Origin of the sequence: Rhizobium sp. C1 (genome assembly GCF_021026335.1) — a bacterium.
Lineage (GTDB): Bacteria > Pseudomonadota > Alphaproteobacteria > Rhizobiales > Rhizobiaceae > Ensifer_A.
Window position 1 is genome coordinate 316,277 of sequence record NZ_JAJNCY010000004.1, and the last position, 14,420, is coordinate 330,696.

Sequence of the window (14,420 nt, forward strand, 5' to 3'; positions counted from 1 at the left end):
AAAATAAACCCGGCCCGATGGCCGGGTTTTTTGTTGCCTGGATTTCGCTGATTCACGTGAAACCGAGCGTGCGCCCGGCCTTACGAGACTTGCTTACAGCACATGCGGATGCGGCAGTCCGTGCGCCTTCAGCGCCGCCTCGATTTCCCCAAGCACCGCGGGGTCCTCGATCGTCGCCGGCATCTTCCAGGTCTCGCCATCGGCGATCTTCTGCATCGTTCCACGCAGCACCTTGCCGGATCGAGTCTTCGGCAAGCGCTTCACACAAGTCGCGAGCTTGAAAGCGGCGACCGGGCCGATATGGTGGCGCACGAGATCGATCACTTCCTTCTCGATCATCCGCTCGGGCTTCGTCACGCCGCTGTTGAGCACGAGGAAGCCACAGGGTACCTGACCCTTGATGTCATCCTGCACGCCGATGACGGCCGCCTCCGCCACATCCGGATGGCTGGCGCAGACTTCCTCCATTGCCCCGGTCGAAAGGCGATGGCCCGCACAATTGATGATGTCATCCGTGCGCGCCATGATGAAGAGATAGCCATCCTCATCGATATAGCCCGCATCAGCCGTCTTGTAGTAACCAGGAAACTCCTCGAGATAGGCGTGCCGGAACCGCTCGTCGGCATTCCATAGCGTCGGCAGGCTGCCGGGCGGCAGGGGGAGTTTCACGACGACATTGCCCAATGTGCCCGCAGGCACGGTGTGGCCCGCATCATCCAGAACCTGCACGTCATAACCCGGCATCGGCACGGTCGGCGATCCATATTTGACCGGCAGCAGGCCAAGCCCCGCCGGGTTGCCGGCAATGACCCATCCCGTTTCCGTCTGCCACCAGTGATCGACCACCGGCACTCTGAGATGCTCTTCCGCCCACTTGATCGTGTCCGGGTCGGCCCGCTCGCCCGCCAGGAACAGCGTCCGCAGCGACGGCATCGGAATGTCCTTCAGGAACGCACCCGTCGGGTCTTCCTTGCGGATGGCGCGAAACGCCGTCGGCGCGGTGAAGAAGGAGACGACATTGTGCTTCTGGATCACCCGCCAGAACGTCCCGGCATCAGGCGTCCCGATCGGCTTTCCTTCAAAGAGGATCGAGGTATTGCCCGAAATGAGCGGGCCGTAGACGATGTAGGAGTGCCCGACGACCCAGCCGATATCTGAAGCGGCCCAGAAGGTCTCGCCGGGCTTCACGCCGTAGAAATTCCGCATGGTCCAGTGCAGCGCAACGAGATGGCCGCCATTGTCGCGCACCACGCCCTTGGGCTGACCGGTCGTGCCGGACGTGTAGAGGACATAGAGCGGGTCGGTCGCAGCCACCGGTACACAGTCGATCTCGCCGCCGCGATGCTGCGCTATCAGCGCCTCGAAATCATGATCCAGCCCATCTGTCAGCGGCGCCGACAATTCCGGCCGCTGGTAAAGCAGACAGGCGGCCGGCTTGTGATGCGCGAGTTCGATCGCCTCATCCAGCATCGGCTTGTAGGGCACTACGCGGCCAGGCTCGATGCCGCAGCTGGCAGAAATGATGAGCTTGGCCTTGCTGTCATCGATGCGGGTCGCCAGTTCCGGTCCCGCAAAGCCACCGAAGACGACGGAGTGCACGGCACCGAGCCGCGCGCAGGCGAGCATGGAGAGAACGGCCTGCAGGATCATCGGCATATAGATGATGACGCGATCGCCCTTCTCGACGCCAAGCGAGCGCATGGCCAGCGCAATCGCCTTCACCTCGGCCAGCGCTTCCGCATAGGTGATGGCCGAAGAGCGGCCCGTGATCGGGCTTTCGATGATGAAGGCATTGCGGCCTCCGAGACCGGCGTGAACATGACGGTCGAGCGCATTGTAGCAGGTGTTCGTCACGCCATCCGGAAACCAGCGTCCGTAAACGCCGGCTGACGCATCGAAAGCCTGTTTTGGCTTCTCAAACCAGTCTATGGCTTCCGACTGCCGCATCCAGAAAGCTTCCGGATCGGTTTTCCACGCCGCATAGGCGGCATCATATCCCTGACGCATATCTTCCTCCCGGCGCGTTCCCAGTCGCGCTTCAGGAGGCGAAGTCTACTCGACACAAAAGCGTCAAAGAACCCCGACAAAAGGCCAATAGATGCGGGTTCGCCTATGCATGCTGCTGATAGGCGCGGTTGCCGAAGATGGCCGAACCGACGCGGACGCTCGTCGCACCGAATTCGATCGCCGTCTGATAGTCAGACGACATGCCCATGGAGAGCTTCGAAAGCCCGCATTTTCCGGCTAGCTTGGCGAGAAGCGCGAAATGCGGCCCCGGATTTTCCTCCGCCGGCGGAATGCACATGAGACCCACCACGGGAAGCGACAATTCGTCCCGGCAAAGCTTGACGAAGTCGACCGTGTCATCCGGCGCAATGCCTGCCTTCTGTGGCTCAAGGCCTGTATTGACCTGCACATAAAGCTGAGGCCGGCGTCCCTGTTTCGCCATTTCGTCAGCAATGGCGCGCGCGATCTTTTCGCGGTCGATCGTCTCGATGACATCGAAGAGCGCGACGGCATCGCCCGCCTTGTTGGATTGAAGCGGCCCAATCAGATGCAGTTCCACACCCGAAAAGGCTTCACGCAGACCCGGCCACTTCGACTTGGCTTCCTGAACCTTGTTCTCGCCAAACACACGCTGTCCGGCTTCCAGGGCAGGGCGGATCTCATCCGCCTCGAATGTCTTCGACACCGCAACCAGCGTAGCCGAGCCCGCGTCGCGTCCCGCACCCTTTTCCGCCTTCGCGATTTCCGCTTTCACGGCGTTGAGCCTGTCCTGAAGTTCCATGCCACACTTCCCTTTGCCTGCCTGAGCACCCATTTATGATGCAACGCGCAAATTTGGAACCTCGATCCGCTTCATTTTTTGCCGCACCGGCTCCGCCGATCTCACCGAAATGCCCGAAAAACTTGACGCTTCCGGCAATTCGTGATGAAGGTCGCCCCCAAATTCTTGATCTATCCGGAACAGTCGAATCATGGCCTCAGAACGCTATAACCCGCGCGACGCTGAACCCCGCTGGCAGGCGGAATGGAACGAGCGCGAGATTTTCAAAACCGACAACGACGATCCGCGCGACAAATATTACGTGCTTGAGATGTTCCCCTATCCCTCGGGCCGCATCCACATGGGCCATGTGCGCAACTATGCGATGGGCGATGTCGTGGCGCGCTACAAGCGTGCCCGCGGCTACAACGTTCTGCATCCGATGGGCTGGGACGCCTTCGGCATGCCGGCGGAAAACGCCGCCATGCAGAACAAGATCCATCCCAAGGAATGGACCTACGCCAATATCGCCACCATGCGCGGCCAGCTGAAATCCATGGGCCTGTCGCTCGACTGGTCGCGTGAATTCGCCACCTGCGACGTGGAATATTACCAGCGCCAGCAGAGCCTCTTCCTGGACTTCCTGGAAAAGGGCCTCGTCTACCGCAAGCAGTCGAAGGTCAACTGGGACCCGGTCGACCAGACGGTTCTGGCGAACGAACAGGTCATCGACGGCCGCGGCTGGCGTTCCGGCGCGCTGGTGGAACAGCGCGAGCTGACGCAATGGTTCTTCAAGATCACCGACTTTTCGCAGGATCTGCTGGATTCGCTGGACGAACTCGACCAGTGGCCTGAAAAGGTACGCCTGATGCAGAAGAACTGGATCGGCCGCTCGGAAGGTCTGAGCCTGCGCTGGGAAACCGTCGGCAACGACCTGCCGGAAGAATTCCGCGACGTGACCGTCTATACGACGCGTCCGGACACGCTGTTCGGCGCGTCCTTCCTGGCGATCGCCGCAGACCACCCGCTGGCAAAGTATGTCGCCGCGAGCAACCCGGCTGTTGCAGAGTTCGCCGAGGAATGCCGCCGCGCCGGAACGTCGCTGGCAGCACTGGAAACCGCTGAAAAGAAGGGCATGGATACGGGCGTGAAGGTCCGTCATCCCTTTGACCCCGCTTGGGAACTGCCGGTCTATGTCGCCAATTTCGTGCTGATGGAATACGGCACGGGTGCCATTTTCGGCTGCCCCTCCGGCGACCAGCGCGACCTGGATTTCGCCCGCAAATACGGCCTGCCGGTCGTCCCGGTCGTCATGCCGGAAGGCGCCGATGCAGCAAGCTTCACCGTTGGCGACACCGCATATGATGGCGACGGCGTGATGATCAATTCGCGCTTCCTCGACGGCAAGTCCACAACGGATGCCTTCCAGGAGGTCGCCGACCGTCTGAGCGCCACGCTGCTGGGCGGCAAGCCGCAGGCAGAGCGCAAGGTGAATTTCCGCCTGCGTGACTGGGGCATTTCGCGCCAGCGCTATTGGGGCTGCCCGATCCCGGTCATCCATTGCGATGAATGCGGCGTCGTGCCGGTGCCGAAGAAGGACCTGCCGGTCCAGCTGCCTGACGACATCAATTTCGACAAGCCGGGCAACCCGCTCGACCGTCATCCGACCTGGCGCAACGTGAAATGCCCGTGCTGCGGCAAGGACGCCCGCCGCGAGACGGACACGATGGACACGTTTGTCGATTCGTCCTGGTATTTCGCCCGCTTCACCGCGCCCCGCGCCGACGAGCCGGTCATCACCAATGTCGCCGATGCCTGGCTGCCGGTCGACCAGTATATCGGCGGCATCGAACACGCGATCCTTCACCTGCTCTATTCGCGCTTCTTCACCCGCGCCATGCGCCAAACCGGCCATGTGAACCTGAAGGAGCCCTTCAAGGGTCTCTTCACGCAGGGCATGGTCGTGCATGAGACCTATAAGATCGGTGAGGGCGCGAACGGAACCTGGGTGCAACCTTCGGACATCCGCCTGGAAGAAACGGACGGCACCCGCCGCGCCTTCCATGTCACCACCGGCGAGGAAGTCACGATCGGCTCGATCGAGAAGATGTCGAAGTCGAAGAAGAACGTGGTCGATCCGGACGATATCATCGCCTCCTACGGCGCCGATACCGCCCGCTTCTTCATGCTCTCCGACTCGCCGCCGGAACGCGACGTCATCTGGACGGAAGCCGGCGTCGAAGCCGCCCATCGTTTCGTCCAGCGCATCTGGCGTCTGGTTTCGGAAGCAGCGCCGGCCTTGCGCGGCGTGAATCCGGCACCGGCGACGTCAGGCGAGGCTCTGCCGGTCTCACAGGCCGCCCACAAGGCGCTGCTGGCCGTCGCCAACGACTACGACCGTCTCGGCTTCAACAAGGCCGTGGCGCGCGTCTATGAACTCGTAAACGCCCTTGCCGCGCCGCTGACCAAGGTAGGAAATGAAAAGGTCGATGAAGCCTATGCCGGTGCCCTGCGTGAAGCCACGCAGATCCTGGTCCAGCTCTTCGCCCCGATCATGCCCCATCTGGCCGAAGAATGCTGGAAGGAGATCGGCTGCACGGGCCTCGTTTCCGACGCCGCCTGGCCGGCCTATCTGGAAAGTCTCGTCGTCGAGAACACGGTGGTTCTGCCGGTTCAGGTGAACGGCAAGAAGCGCGGCGAATTGACAATCGCGCGCGACGCGTCTCAGAGTGACGTTGAAGCCGCCGTGCTGGCGCTCGATTTCGTGACCAGCGCACTGGCCGGCGACAAGCCGAAGAAGATCGTCGTCGTACCGCAAAGGATCGTCAATGTCGTTGTTTGATAAGCCGCTGTTTCGACGTGCTTTTGTGGGCGCTGTACTGGCTTCGGTGCTGGGTCTCAGCGCCTGCCAGGTACAGCCGCTTTACGGTAAGGCCGGGATCACGGGTGAACTCGCCAGCGTCGGTATCTCAGAGCCGACGAACCGCGTTGAGCAGTCTGTCCGCAACCAGATGATCTTCCTGCTCTCCGGTGGGGCGGGGGAGCCGGCAAATCCGGTGTATCAGCTGAATCTGCGGGTAAGTTCCAGCAATGTGAACTATCTTTCGCAGATATCATCAAACCTGCCGCAGCCGGGGCGTGTAACTCTGACCGCGACCTATACGTTGACGCGTGACGGCAAGCTGATCAAGCAGGGTACACAGCGGATGGACGCGCAGCTTGATTACACAAGCCAGCAATTCGCTCAGATTCGTGCTGTTCGCGACGCCGAAGACCGCGCCGCGCGCGAACTTGCCGAAGTGCTGAAGCTCGATATCGCCTCGGCCCTGTCGAAGTGATCGGCCCATGTCGGAGCTGAAACCGCAGGAATTCGACCGCCTCTTGCGGGGCAGCTCGGCCTTGCCGCGCATCATCGTCATTTTCGGTCCTGATCGCGGACTTGTTTCTGAACGCGCGGAAGCCGCAGCAGTGCGGACCGGCATAGCCCTCAACGACCCCTTTGCGGTCACCAAGATCGAGGCTTCGGACCTTCAGAAGACGCCGGGGCGCCTGATGGAGGAAATGCAGAGCATCGGCCTCTTCGGCGGTGAAAAGCTGGTCTGGGTCCGCAATGCCGCCAACGAGAAGGCACTTGTCGACGGCGTCACGGCTTTGGCGGCAGCTGAGCCGGAAACCTATCTGATCATAGAAGCCGGCGACCTGAAAAAGGGCGCGGCGCTGAGAAAGGCCGCTGAAGCCGCCCGCAGCGTTGTCTCAGTTCCCTGCTATGCAGACGATCAGGCGAGCCTCAACAGCCTCATAGACGACATTCTGAACGAGACTGGCCAGCGCATCACACCGGGAGCGAGAGCGCGCCTCCTGGACAATCTGGGGGGGGATCGCCGGGCGAGCCGGGGCGAGATCCGCAAGTTGGCGCTTTATTGCGCCCATGAACCGCAAATCGAGGAGCAACATGTCCTCGACATCATCGGAGATGTCAGCGAAACCTCGCTCGATAACCTGATCGATGCGCTTCTTGGCGGCGATGCCAACGCCATGATTGCCGCACTGGAAGCGTTGATTTCCGCGAAAACCGCCATCTATCAGGTTCTGAACGCGGTCCTGCGGCAATTTCAGATGCTCGATACGCTGCGGGCGGAGATGGATAAATCACGCGTCTCTGCAAGCCAGGTCATCCAGACACACGGCAAGCATATCTTCTTCAAACGGCGCAACGTCGTCACCCAGGCGCTTTCCGTATGGACGACCCCGAAACTCTCTCGTGAGCTGTCTCGCCTGCAGACCATGGTGCTGACAAGCCAGAAGAACCCGCAGATTGCCGACAGCGTCGCCGCCCAGCTTCTCCTGTCTCTGACGCAGCAATCGGTCGTCAGGCGCTGAATTCTGCCTCAGTCAGAACGATCAGTGACTTTTGAAAATTCTTTTGAAAGCAGGTACTTGAGCTTCCGTTCGGCGGTTTATTCCGTGTGTGAAAGCTGTTCACGATAGACACGAAACGAAAAACCTCTCCCACGAAAATCATGGGAGAGGAGATCAAACGTGTCCCGTGACGTCGGGTTCTAACGCCGCTCAAGCAGCCGGCAAATTTCTTCCAGTTGGTCGAGCGTCTTATAGGAAATCTTCACGAAGCCGCCGGCAGCCTTGTGGCTGACCGAAACATCGAGGCCAAGCGCATCCGAGAGCGACTTCTCCAGCGCCAGCGTATCGGCATCCTTGTTGTCACGCGGCTTCTGCCCAACGAGGCCCGGATTTTCCTGCGCCTTGATATCATTCTGCGCCAGACGCTCCGTATCGCGCACAGACATGCCCTTGGCGACGACCGATCTCGCGAGCATCACCGGGTTTGAGGTCGGAATCAAGGCGCGCGCGTGACCTGCAGAGAGCGTTCCAGACGACAGCATGTCGCGCACCTCATCCGGCAATTTCAACAGACGCAGACTGTTGGCGACATGGCTCCGGCTTTTTCCAATAATTTCGCCGAGATCGTTCTGCGTATAGCCATGCTCCGCGATAAGCTGTTCGTAACCCAGCGCCTCTTCGAGCGGATTGAGGTCTGAACGCTGAACATTTTCAACGATCGCCAGCTCAAGCGCAGTGCGATCATCTACATCGCGGACGATTACCGGGATATCGGCAAACCCCGCCAGCTGTGCGGCTCTCCAGCGACGTTCACCGGCAATAATCTCGAATTGCCCGCCAGCCACTGTGCGCACGACAACAGGCTGCACGATCCCGTGCTGACGGATTGACGCAGCCAGCTCCTGCAGCTCGGCCTCATCGAACGTGCGGCGGGGATTTCGCGGATTGCGAACGACGTGTTCGATCGGAACCTGGCGATCCGCGCTGATCCGGCTGGATGCTGCACTGCCACTCATGGGAATCGGCTGATCCATCTCACCGATCAGCGCTGCGAGACCGCGGCCGAGGCGGCGTTTCGAATGATCTTCTTCCATGCCGAGATTATTACACCTCCGTTACAATTAGGCTGCGAGGCGCTGACGCTCTCTCTGGATGACTTCCGAAGCCAGTTGAAGATAGGCCTGACTTCCCGCGCACTTCAGATCGTAAAGGATCGCCGGCTTCCCATAAGAGGGCGCTTCGGATACGCGAACATTACGAGGGATGAGAGTGTGATAAACCTTCTCACCAAGATGGGTTCGAACATCGTTGACCACCTGCTGGGCCAGATTATTTCGAGCGTCGAACATTGTCAGCACAATGCCCTGGATATCCAGCTGCGGATTTACCGTCGAACGAATTTGTGAAACAGTTTCAAGAAGTTGGCTCAGGCCCTCGAGAGCGAAGAACTCGCACTGCAGGGGGACAAGAACCGAGTGAGCGGCCGCCATCGCATTCATCGTCAACAGATTGAAGCTGGGCGGGCAATCGACCAGTATGTAAGAATATTCAAAGGCTTGCGTCGAGATCAGAGCCTTGCGCAAACGGAAAACCCGGTCACTCGCCTGCGAAATCTCCATTTCAATACCCAGAAGATCCATGGTCGAGGGGATGATGTGAAGATTCGGAACGGCGGTTTCCTGCACGGTCTCCTTTACTGAATGCGTCCCCATCAGGAGGTCGTAAGAAGAATGCTCGCGGTTTTTCCGTCCGATACCGAGCCCGGTGCTCGCGTTCCCTTGTGGGTCAAGGTCGACAATCAGAACCTTTTCACCGATCGCAGCGAGTGCCGTCGCAAGATTAATCGCAGTGGTAGTCTTCCCAACCCCACCCTTCTGATTTGCAACGGTTATGATCCGATTTCGATATCCGCTCATCGCCATTTTGGTCTCGCTACACCTTGGGCGTCAGATTCGAAATCTCAAGAATAACCGATCCCTGCTCGATCTGACTCTCATGTTTTACCAGATCGAAGTTCCAACTTCTATGCGCGTCGGAGATCTCGCGCGCGTAATCCCGACCTTTATGGAAAAAAAGTTTCGTTTGGGCAGACATCTCGATCCAAGGCATCGAAAAGGAGCAAAGATCCGAAAGGTCTGCCAGAGCCCGCGCAGAAATCGCGGCGCATTCCGGCACCTCTCTGGGCGCGTCTTCGATGCGAACGGGATGGACGGAGGCACGCGCACCCGTTTGAAGAATGGCATTGCGAAGGAATGACGCCTTTTTGTTGTTGCTCTCGACGAGATGAACCCATCCGTCCTCCAGCTCAGAGAGCAAGATGGCGGTGATCACGCCAGGAAACCCTCCACCGCTGCCCAGATCAACCCACTCTTGGGGCTTAGGGCTTAGGGCAAAGAGCTGCGCGCTATCCGCAATATGCCGCCGCCACAAGTCACCGGCCGTTGACGGCGCCACAAGATTGATGGCCTTGGCCCACTTCTGAAAGAGGTCGGCAAAGGCATGTAGTTTCTCCATCGTTTCACGTGAAACACGTAATCCGTCTAGTTCTAACGGGTGACTCTTCATCATTGTATAGAGGCTTTCAACTCAGACGCAGACTCGGCTCGCTTACGCAGGTGCACCAGCAGGAGCGCCAGAGCTGCAGGCGTCATACCTTCAATAGCTGCGGCCTGAGCCATGTTTAGAGGCTTGATTCTATCGAGCTTTAGGATGAGCTCGTTGGAAAGGCCGGAGATGTCCTCGAAAGAAAAGTTTTGAGGGATCGCTCGCGCTTCATCTCGCCTTACATCGGCAATCGTGGCTGCCTGGCGATCCATATACACCGAATATCCAGCTTCTATCTTGAGCGCCGCCTGCACAGCAGTATCCAATCTACTCAGTTCTGGCCATATCCGCTGCGCGTCCGAAAGCTCGAAATCCGGGCGCGAAAGCAAGTCGTAAGCGCTTCGCCGAACGCCATCCTTGTTCAACGTCAGCCCGAAATGCTCCGCCTCATTCGGCGTTATGCTCAAGCTCTTCAGCAATTCGCGCGCCGTGTCCACGTTGCTTCTGTAGCGCTCGAACTTTTCCCGCCGGGCAGCCCCGCAAATCCCCAACTCGATCGCCAGGTGAGTCAACCGTTCGTCCGCATTATCTGCGCGCAAGGACAGCCGGTATTCAGCCCGAGAAGTGAACATACGATAAGGCTCTGTCACGCCGAAGCTGATCAGGTCATCGATCATGACGCCAATATAGGAGTCAGTTCTGCTGAAGCGGACAGCCTCTGCACCCGTTGCGTGACGAGCGGCGTTCAAACCTGCAACAAGCCCCTGCGCGCCAGCCTCTTCATAGCCGGTGGTTCCGTTAATCTGCCCCGCAAGGAACAACCCGGGAAGGGCGCGGACTGCAAGCCGGTGATCAAGCTGCGTGGGATCAACAAAGTCATATTCGATCGCGTAACCCGGCTGCCGTATCACAACCGCTTCCAAACCGGGAATGCTGCGAATGAAAGCCTCCTGCACATCAACAGGAAGGGAAGTCGAGATACCGTTCGGGTAAACGGTGTCATCATTCAGGCCCTCGGGTTCCAGAAATATCTGATGACCGTCCCGATCGCCGAACCGGACAATCTTATCCTCGATCGACGGACAATAACGCGGACCCACTCCCTTGATCTCGCCCGAATACATGGCCGAGCGGTGAATATTCTCGCGGATAATGCGATGGGTCTGCTCAGTGGTACGGGTCACACCGCAAGCAATCTGGCGATTGGTGATAGACTCGGTCATGAAGGAAAATGGCGTCAGTTCAGGATCAGCCTCCTGAACGCCGATGCTATCCCACGCGATCGTCTTTCCATCAAGACGCGCAGGGGTACCCGTCTTCAAACGCCCAAGGCGCAGCCCGAGCGCCTCAAACCGGGCCGAGAGCCCGATGCTCGGCTCCTCACCGACCCTGCCAGCGGGTGTCTTTTCATTCCCGATGTGAATCAATCCACGCAAAAAGGTGCCCGTCGTAATAACAACAGAACGGCACCGAATCGATCTTCCGTCTGAGGTTTGAACCCCGTTCACTTCGCCATTCTCTACCAGAAGATCAAAGGCATCACCTTCGAGCAGCGTAAGCCCTTGAATTCCGGCAATGGACGTCTGCATATGCGTCTTATAGAGAGCCCGGTCGGCCTGGGTCCTCGGCCCTCGGACGGCCGGTCCCTTTTTCCGGTTCAGCAGGCGAAACTGTATGCCGGCTTGGTCCGCAATCCGTCCCATTAACCCGTCCAGGGCGTCGATTTCACGCACGAGGTGACCTTTACCCAAGCCGCCAATGGCAGGGTTGCACGACATCATGCCGATTGTCGATATTTTGTGTGTCAGCAACAGCGTCGTTGCGCCTGCCCGTGCGGATGCCGAGGCCGCCTCACAGCCCGCGTGGCCACCACCGATGACGATAACGTCAAAATCGAAAGTCTTCATCGTTTCGTTCCTGAATCGATATGGGCGGAAGCCCATCTATTTGCCCACGCAGAACTGGGAAAAGATCAGCCCCAACAACGCATCCGGGGTCACTCTCCCCGTCAAATGCGCCAGTTCATCGGCAGCGCTTCGTAAAAACTCAGCGCGAAGCTCCAGTGGCGTACCCGGCCCCTCAATCGCCTCGATGAGGGCCGCGCATGCGCTCACAACATGGTTACGATGCCGAATCAAAAGTGGAGTGGCAAAATCACCGCCACCCATCGCGCGCGCCGCGCGCGCTTCTATTTGTTTCAGAAGTGAATCGATTCCGTTTCCCGTCAACACCGAAATAGAGAGAAAGCTATCTGAAGTCGACGCGGAATCGCGTTCAGCCTTGCTACGCACGAAAATGATATCAGACTTCGCCTCAGCCGTCTCGATCTCATTCTGCGCTGCTCTCTCTCCCGTCTCCGAGAGGTAGAGTACCAGATCGGCGGCGCGAATCGTCGCATGCGCGCGCTCGATACCGATACGTTCAACCGGATCGTCGGTTTCTCGCAAACCCGCAGTATCGTAGAGAACGATCTTCGTTCCGTTCAGATCAAGATCAACAGAGAGAACATCACGCGTGGTGCCCGCAATATCAGTAACGATCGCAACGTCGCGTCGCGCAAGATAATTCAGCAAGCTCGACTTTCCGGCATTCGGCGGACCGGCAATCGCGACGCGAAAACCCTCTTGAATGATTTCGGCGCTGTGATCGGATAGCGCCGCCTCCATCTCGCTCACGAGCAGTCGCACGTCGCGCCACACTTGGTCAGACACGGAGCCGGGAATGTCCCCCTCATCGGCAAAGTCGAGTTCAGCCTCGATGAGCGCGCGCGCCTGCGACAAACGCGCCATCCATCCGTCGTAGCGCTTGGACAGGTAGCCGTCAGCGAGATATTTGGCGAGGCGCCTTTGGTTCGCTGTTTCCGCCTGGAGAAGCTCGGCCAGACCTTCAGCCTCCACCAGATCCATCTTGCCGTTTTCAAAGGCCCGCCGGGCAAATTCTCCCGCTTCCGCGGGCCTTAGACCGGGGATCGCCGCAAGAGCCTCGAGGATCGCTGCGACAATGGCGCGGCCGCCGTGAACCTGAAGTTCGGCGCAATCTTCGCCCGTGAAAGACCGGGGTCCTTTGAAAAACAGCGCCAACCCGCGATCGAGCTCTTCTCCATCCGCTGCACAAACCGTGACAAGTCGCGCCAGTCTCTCCGGCGGCACGACACGACAGAGCAGGCGCAAGACATGTTCGGTCGCGGCGCCCGACATTCGGATAACGGCAACACCAGCCGGGAGACCGCCGCTGGAAAGCGCGAAGATCGTGTCTGAACTTGCCATAACTCTTGCATCCATCCCATCAGGAAAAGGGGATCTCACCACACCTTTGCCGCCAAGCTTCATCGCCGCGGTTTCTGCGATCAAAACAAAAAAGAGTCAATCACGGCGCAAAACCGCGATTGACTCTCATTTACGAGAATCCGGCTAAAGAAATCAGGTATTCATCGATTCAAAGAAGTCGCCGTTATTCTTCGTCTGCTTCAGCTTGTCGATCAGGAACTCGATCGCGTCCGTCGTGCCCATCGGGGCGAGAATCCGACGAAGAACAAAGATCTTCTGCAGGTCCTGACGCGGAACCAGAAGGTCTTCCTTACGCGTACCGGACTTCAGAATATCCATAGCCGGGAAGATGCGCTTGTCAGCCACCTTACGGTCAAGGACGATTTCCGAGTTGCCGGTACCCTTGAACTCTTCGAAAATGACTTCGTCCATGCGGCTTCCGGTATCGATCAGCGCGGTCGCAATGATCGTCAGCGAACCACCTTCCTCGATGTTACGGGCGGCGCCGAAGAAACGCTTCGGGCGCTGCAGCGCGTTTGCATCCACACCGCCGGTCAGAACCTTACCCGAAGAGGGAACGACCGTGTTATAGGCGCGGCCAAGACGGGTAATCGAATCCAGCAGGATGACCACGTCGCGGCCATGCTCGACCAGGCGCTTGGCCTTCTCTATCACCATTTCTGCCACCTGAACGTGCCGCGTGGCCGGCTCGTCGAAGGTCGAGGACACAACTTCGCCGCGCACGGAGCGCTGCATGTCAGTCACTTCTTCCGGACGTTCGTCGATCAGAAGAACGATCAGATAGCATTCCGGATGATTTGCGGTAATCGAATGGGCGATATTCTGCAGGAGCACCGTCTTACCGGTACGCGGCGGCGCCACGATCAGCGCGCGCTGACCCTTGCCGAGAGGCGCCACCAGATCGATCACACGAGGTGACAGATCCTTGGATGTTGGAACCTCAAGCTCCATCTTGAAGCGTTCGTTCGGATAAAGCGGCGTCAGGTTATCGAAATGAACCTTGTGCCGGATCTTTTCCGGGTCCTCGAAATTGATCGTGTTGACCTTCAACAGCGCGAAATAGCGTTCGCCTTCCTTGGGGCCCCGGATCGGGCCTTCAACCGTATCGCCGGTTTTCAGCGAGAAGCGTCGAATCTGCGACGGCGAGATGTAGATATCATCGGGACCGGGAAGGTAGTTGGCATTGGCAGAGCGCAGAAAGCCAAAGCCGTCCTGAAGCACTTCCACAACGCCTTCGCCAATGATCTCCACCTCCTGCGTGGCCAGAACCTTCAGAATTGCAAACATCAATTCCTGTTTGCGCATCGTGCTCGCGTTCTCGACCTCCAGCGACTCTGCAAAGGCAAGCAAGTCGGTTGGTGTCTTGTTCTTAAGCTCCTGAAGCTTCATTTCAGCCATGAATAACCACACGAATAAAAGGGGAGAACCGGACGGGACAATAAGCGGCTGCCAGACCAGTCTGT

11 protein-coding genes are annotated in these 14,420 nt (G+C 58.7%); 3 read left to right on the forward strand and 8 right to left on the reverse strand.

Annotated elements, in window-relative coordinates:
- Positions 1-93: 93 nt before the first annotated feature.
- Both LQK83_RS11655 and LQK83_RS11660 read right to left on the reverse strand, forming a co-directional pair.
- The gene (locus LQK83_RS11655) at positions 94-2,007 is read right to left on the reverse strand and encodes a propionyl-CoA synthetase (protein ID WP_230837575.1); all 1,914 of its coding nucleotides are present in this window, start codon (positions 2,005-2,007) and stop codon (positions 94-96) included.
- Positions 2,008-2,110: 103 nt separating this feature from the next.
- Positions 2,111-2,788, reverse strand: coding sequence for a YggS family pyridoxal phosphate-dependent enzyme (locus LQK83_RS11660; protein WP_230837576.1), 678 nt, complete (start codon positions 2,786-2,788; stop codon positions 2,111-2,113).
- A 190-nt stretch (positions 2,789-2,978) separates the two neighbouring features.
- On the opposite strand from LQK83_RS11660, the gene leuS reads away from it, so the two are divergent.
- The 3 genes from leuS to holA are packed head-to-tail and all read left to right on the forward strand — an operon-like array spanning position 2,979 to position 7,147.
- Entirely contained in the window at positions 2,979-5,609 is a 2,631-nt protein-coding gene (leuS, locus tag LQK83_RS11665) for a leucine--tRNA ligase (protein WP_230837577.1), read from the forward strand.
- Positions 5,596-6,105, forward strand: coding sequence for an LPS assembly lipoprotein LptE (gene lptE, locus LQK83_RS11670; protein WP_230837578.1), 510 nt, complete (start codon positions 5,596-5,598; stop codon positions 6,103-6,105). Before leuS ends, lptE begins: the two co-directional genes overlap by 14 nt.
- A gap of 7 nt (positions 6,106-6,112) precedes the next feature.
- Positions 6,113-7,147, forward strand: coding sequence for a DNA polymerase III subunit delta (holA, locus tag LQK83_RS11675; protein ID WP_230837579.1), 1,035 nt, complete (start codon positions 6,113-6,115; stop codon positions 7,145-7,147).
- Positions 7,148-7,326: 179 nt separating this feature from the next.
- Here holA and LQK83_RS11680 read toward each other — a convergent pair whose 3' ends face one another.
- From LQK83_RS11680 to rho, 6 genes are all read right to left on the reverse strand, one after another.
- Positions 7,327-8,220 (reverse strand): ParB/RepB/Spo0J family partition protein, encoded by an 894-nt coding sequence (locus tag LQK83_RS11680; RefSeq protein WP_230837580.1) that lies wholly within the window; start codon positions 8,218-8,220, stop codon positions 7,327-7,329.
- Between the two features lie 27 nt (positions 8,221-8,247).
- Positions 8,248-9,042, reverse strand: a complete 795-nt coding sequence (locus LQK83_RS11685) for a ParA family protein (protein ID WP_230837649.1) — start codon at positions 9,040-9,042, stop codon at positions 8,248-8,250.
- Positions 9,043-9,058: 16 nt separating this feature from the next.
- Positions 9,059-9,694: a 16S rRNA (guanine(527)-N(7))-methyltransferase RsmG gene (gene rsmG / locus LQK83_RS11690; protein WP_442966739.1), complete on the reverse strand. Its 636-nt coding sequence runs from the start codon at positions 9,692-9,694 to the stop codon at positions 9,059-9,061.
- A complete protein-coding gene (gene mnmG / locus LQK83_RS11695) occupies positions 9,691-11,577 on the reverse strand; it encodes a tRNA uridine-5-carboxymethylaminomethyl(34) synthesis enzyme MnmG (protein ID WP_230837581.1) in 1,887 nt (628 codons plus the stop codon). Before mnmG ends, rsmG begins: the two co-directional genes overlap by 4 nt.
- Before the next feature lie 36 nt (positions 11,578-11,613).
- The gene (mnmE, locus tag LQK83_RS11700; protein ID WP_230837651.1) at positions 11,614-12,936 is read right to left on the reverse strand and encodes a tRNA uridine-5-carboxymethylaminomethyl(34) synthesis GTPase MnmE; all 1,323 of its coding nucleotides are present in this window, start codon (positions 12,934-12,936) and stop codon (positions 11,614-11,616) included.
- Between the two features lie 153 nt (positions 12,937-13,089).
- Positions 13,090-14,355 carry a transcription termination factor Rho gene (gene rho, locus LQK83_RS11705; RefSeq protein ID WP_230829950.1) on the reverse strand — a complete coding sequence of 422 codons (1,266 nt, stop codon included), beginning with the start codon at positions 14,353-14,355 and terminating at the stop codon, positions 13,090-13,092.
- Between the last annotated feature and the right edge of the window lie 65 nt (positions 14,356-14,420).